General features: G+C 33.7%; 4 protein-coding genes and 1 other RNA gene. 3 read left to right on the top strand and 2 right to left on the bottom strand.

The features are described from left to right. A partial coding sequence (locus tag QZ260_RS07920) for a GTP-binding protein (protein WP_295984809.1) occupies window positions 1-342 on the bottom strand: 342 nt, incomplete at its 3' end. A 142-nt stretch (window positions 343-484) separates the two neighbouring features. Here QZ260_RS07920 and QZ260_RS07915 point away from each other — a divergent pair. Further along, window positions 485-835 carry a hypothetical protein gene (locus QZ260_RS07915; RefSeq protein ID WP_295984807.1) on the top strand — a complete coding sequence of 117 codons (351 nt, stop codon included), beginning with the start codon at window positions 485-487 and terminating at the stop codon, window positions 833-835. A 212-nt stretch (window positions 836-1047) separates the two neighbouring features. Further along, window positions 1048-1866, top strand: a complete 819-nt coding sequence (gene kdsA, locus QZ260_RS07910) for a 3-deoxy-8-phosphooctulonate synthase (protein ID WP_295984805.1) — start codon at window positions 1048-1050, stop codon at window positions 1864-1866. 371 nt (window positions 1867-2237) lie between these two features. Here the strand turns inward: kdsA and QZ260_RS07905 are convergent, their stop codons facing one another. Then, complete coding sequence (locus QZ260_RS07905; protein WP_295984814.1) at window positions 2238-3443, bottom strand: NAD(P)-dependent oxidoreductase; 1206 nt, start codon at window positions 3441-3443, stop codon at window positions 2238-2240. A gap of 287 nt (window positions 3444-3730) precedes the next feature. Between QZ260_RS07905 and ssrA the strand changes: the two genes are divergently transcribed. After that, window positions 3731-4123: a transfer-messenger RNA gene (gene ssrA / locus QZ260_RS07900) on the top strand.

Below are 4123 nucleotides of genomic sequence, written 5' to 3'. Positions count from 1 at the left end.
TTTTTGTAATACAAAACGCGTTTGAGGCATTGGTCCTTCAAAGGCATCAACTAATAATACAACACCATCTGCCATATTTAATACACGTTCTACTTCACCTCCAAAATCAGCGTGACCTGGTGTATCAATAATATTGATTTTAGTGTCCTTATAAATTACAGAAACGTTCTTTGAAGTAATCGTAATACCTCTTTCACGTTCCAAATCGTTATTATCAAGAATTAAATCACCCGTGTTTTCGTTTTCACGGAATAATTGACAGTGATACATGATTTTATCAACCAAAGTAGTTTTCCCGTGATCTACGTGCGCAATAATTGCAATGTTTTTAATATTAGCCATAATAGTGCCTTATTTTAAGCGTGCAAAGGTACGTGTTATTTAGTTAATAGCATGTTATAAATAATTAGTATTATACTTTTTAGATATTGTCCGCGTTAATTTTAAACAACCACCCAATTCAAATTTATCAAAAAATCATGTTATGCCCCTAATTATTAGATTCACAAAGCTTATACCTTATCTTTATTTTATAACTATTACCGCCTATTGGTTTACTATTTTTAATCGAAGTGAAGGTGTTTCCGCATACCCTATTTTATTATTTGGCATCCCCTTTTTATGGCAAATTATTAAACCCAATACAAAACTCAATTTCACTTTAGGCATTACCTTTGTATGCATTTCATCTTTCTTGATACTCGCTTTTTTATCTGATATACTGCAAATTGCATCACTTTCAGAGCCTATCAAACAACTTATGGTTCATGGTGGCTTATTTGTTTTTGGTACTTTTATAATGGCCTTATGGATTATAAAAAAACAGTTTAAATAAAAGTTCTTAAAACACAATTTTGGCGTTCCCCTTCGGGTCTGGCTTTCGGCAGTCGCTCTCTTCGAGGAGCTCCAATAATACCTCAATCCATAACGCGAGCATATAGGCCAACGGTAATTCAATTACAATAAGATATGGTAAATATTATAAACCTTATTTACAAAGCCATTAAAACTCCTTTTTGTAACTTTGCAGCTTAAATTTTTAAGCAAATGCATCTCAGCGACATTCCTAAATTAAAACATACCAATTCTAATAATTTCTTTTTATTATGCGGACCATGTGCCATTGAAGGTGAAGATATGGCCTTACGTATTGCAGAAAAAGTGTTAACCATTACTAATAAATTAGAAATACCTTATATTTTTAAAGGAAGTTTCAAAAAAGCAAACCGGAGTAGAATTGATAGTTTCACAGGAATAGGAGACGAAAAAGCCTTGAAAATTCTTAAAAAAGTATCTGAAACTTTTGATGTTCCAACAGTAACAGATATTCATGAAATTTCAGATGCTCATTTAGCAGCTCAGTATGTTGATGTTTTGCAAATTCCAGCTTTTTTAGTACGTCAAACCGATTTAGTTGTTGCAGCAGCTAAAACAGGCAAAGTGGTTAATTTGAAAAAAGGACAATTTATGAGTCCTGAAGCTATGAAGCACGCTGTACAAAAAGTAAAGGATGCAGGAAATGATAAAGCGTGGATTACAGATAGAGGAACCATGTTTGGATATCAAGATATGATTGTAGATTTTCGAGGTATTCCTACCATGCGACAATATGCACCAACTGTTTTGGATGTTACACATTCTTTACAGCAGCCAAATCAGTCGGCAGGAGTTACCGGAGGCCGGCCAGATATGATTGAAACCATTGCCAGAGCTGGTGTAGTTAATAATGTTGATGGCTTATTTATTGAAACTCATTTTAATCCTGCTAATGCAAAAAGTGATGGCGCCAATATGCTTCATTTAGATAATTTAGAAAAGCTCCTAACAAACTTAGTAGCCATCAGAAAAGTGATAACTACTCTTTAATCTTTTTAACTTAAATTAAATACTCACCTCTTAAGTCTATTTTTGATGAAACATTCTTGTTGCTTAAATTTCATCTACTTGCTCAAAATCTAGAGCCCGTTAAATATACGGTGTCAAACAAAGGTTAATGTTTGGAAGTATTATTTAGTTATAAACCAAGCTTTATTACTTCAGAAATTAGGCTTCTACAGGTTTCACTTTTATTTGAGATTTTACACCACTTTGCTTAATGTTTTTAAAGATAAAAAAGAGCATTAGTCATTAAAAAACCACCTAATAAAAAATATTAGATGGTTTTTTGTGATTTTATTTTGTGAATAGCACTTAAGCACATTGTATTTATTTGCATATAAGGTGATTACAAATCTACTTTATTCAATTCCATCCAAATAATCCTGCAAATACGAAAAGCGTTCAGTGAGTTTTCCGTTTTCTGTTATTTTGGCGCGTTGTAAAATTCCATTGGCATCATTATTAAAAAATGCTGGTATAACATGTTGCAAAAACTGTTCGCCAAAGCCCTCGCTAGCATCTTGTGGAAGTTCGCACGGCAAATTATCTACTGCCATAACAGTTATGGCTTTTTCATTTTTAAAATCTATTTCTTTTTCTGATTCTGGATCGTAACCATAAATAGGATCTGCAATAGTTGATGCACGAAGTGTTGTAGCTACAGGACCATCAACATCGCAACTTATATCTGCCACTACTTTAATATTAAAGTCTTTAGACTTCACATCATCTCTAGTATATAAATAAGGAGCGCCATCACCATAGAAATGCCCAGCAATATAATAATCGGTTACTTTGGCAAATCGCATAAAGTTAGAGTCGTAATCTTGTGGGTTGTTAAAGAAATCAAAAACATCAATCACGCTACCATCTTTGCGTTTGTTATAATCTAACACATCAATTTTACAGTAAACAGGTTCATTAAACGTATTATTTAAATAATCATCAACTGAAACTGATTTTATAGGCATAGCATCTAGCATTTCTTTAGCACCCTTGGCCACTTTTCCGCTACCGGTAAGTAATATTTTTATATTGGGCAATTCAAGGCTGTTTAATTCTTTAATTAGAGCGGCTTGATTTGGTAACGGTCCTGCTTTTGGTAAATTCCATGAATTGTGTTTTAATCCCCAAGCGCGAAAACCATTATAAGCACCTACAATACCTGCGTATCTTCCAAAACCTATTAATCGAAACCCTTTTTCATTAACTATAGTTTCATGATCGTACAACTCAATATTTTTTTCTAAAACAGCTTTTAATAGTTTTCTATTGTATGGCTGTTTTTTAATAGTATGTGAAAAGAAAAAATATTTTTTATTTGAAATTAAAGCGTCAATAGGAACTTCCTTAACCCCTACCATCACATCGCAATCTGATACATAATTTGCAACTTCAAACCCTGCCTTTTTGTATTCTTGATCTGAAAACACTCTAATATCTGATGATTCTACTTTAAAAATGGCTTCAGGAAATTGTTTTTTAGCTTCTACTAATTTTGATGGTGAAAATACTACTCGACGGTCTGGTGGATTTTTGCGTTCTTTTATAATGGCGAATTTGATACTCATATGTTGATTGTTTACTGACAGGTATTGGTTTGGTATAAATTTTGCTCTAAAATAGTTGGATTTGCAAGGGTATACAAACTTTTTTGATAACTTTGCAGCTCGCGTTAAGGATTGAAGCGGCATCCTTTTGCTTTTTAGCAAAAGATATAGCGGAAAGCCTGACGCATCCCGATAGTAATCGGGATGGGTAACGCCCAAATAAAGTTAATTGATGAGTTCCCTAAACAAGTTCGGGATTAATTCAATTACGTAAATTAAAAATTTACTATTTCATTAATAATGGGGTCGACTGGTTTTGACAGCGAGATTAATTGAACGGTAAGCACGTCGTGTAATGGCATTGAAACACGTAAAAGGCTAGACCAAATTTTAAACGGCGAGAATAACTACGCTTTAGCTGCATAATCCGAATTATAGTAGGATTGGCCTAGGTACACCAGGTGTACAAGCTTTATGTCTCCGGAAAGCCTTGATTGACGGCGTTCCATTTTAAGACATCGTAAATGTCAAAATAGATTAGGTAGCGCTTTGATACCTTTTTGAAACTAAAGAAGATAAGTTATAAGTGGGTTGTCTTTAACCAGCTTATAATCGAAAACCCAAGAAAAGAATAAACGTGTAGAAAACCCTTTGGTTACTTGTTTGGACGAGAGTTCGATTCTCTCCGACTCCAC

The organism is uncultured Algibacter sp. (genome assembly GCF_905480415.1).
GTDB lineage: Bacteria > Bacteroidota > Bacteroidia > Flavobacteriales > Flavobacteriaceae > Algibacter_B.
The sequence above is the reverse complement of the archived record's forward strand: the minus strand, read 5'-3'. Positions and strand labels throughout refer to the sequence as shown.